The 608-nt window shown below is 66.9% G+C and carries 1 protein-coding gene; it reads left to right on the forward strand.

Annotated elements, in window-relative coordinates; translation table 11 throughout:
- Window positions 1-608, forward strand: a 608-nt coding sequence (locus tag AAE045_RS23810) for a LytR/AlgR family response regulator transcription factor (RefSeq protein WP_455549770.1), incomplete at both ends; no start/stop codon positions are given.

Here is a 608-nt window from a genome sequence, read left to right on the forward strand (position 1 = left end):
CTGCTCGACATCCGCATGCCTGGCATCACCGGTATCGAGGTGGCGCGCGCGCTGCCCGAGATCAGCCCGCGCACCCAGGTGGTGTTCGTCACCGCCTACGACCAGTACGCCATCGACGCCTTCGAGCAGGGCGCGATCGACTACCTGCTCAAGCCGGTCAGCGATGAGCGCCTGCTGGCCACGCGCGAGCGGATCCTGGCGCGCATGCAGTTGGGCCGCCCGGACAGCGGCATGCTCGAGCAGCTGCTGCAGCGCCTCGGCAATCAGCCCGCCGCCGCCTCAAGCGCGCCGCCTTTGGCCTGGATCACCGCCAGCAACGGCCGCGACACGCAGCTGATCATGCTCGAAGATGTGATCTACTTCCGTGCGGACAGCAAATACACCACGGTGGTGACCGAGCAGGGCGAAAGCCTGCTGCGCACCTCGCTGCGTGAACTGCTGGATGCGCTCGATCCGCAACGGTTCCGCCAGATCCACCGCTCCACCATCGTGAACATGAAGGCGGTCGCCGCAGTCACACGCGACGACACCGGCCGCGGCCAGCTGCGCTTGAAGCACCGCACCGAAGTGCTCAACGTCAGCCAGCCCTTCATGAGCCTGTTCCGCGG

The sequence above is a fragment of the Dryocola clanedunensis genome, assembly GCF_038405435.1.
GTDB classification, from domain to species: domain Bacteria; phylum Pseudomonadota; class Gammaproteobacteria; order Enterobacterales; family Enterobacteriaceae; genus Dryocola; species Dryocola clanedunensis_A.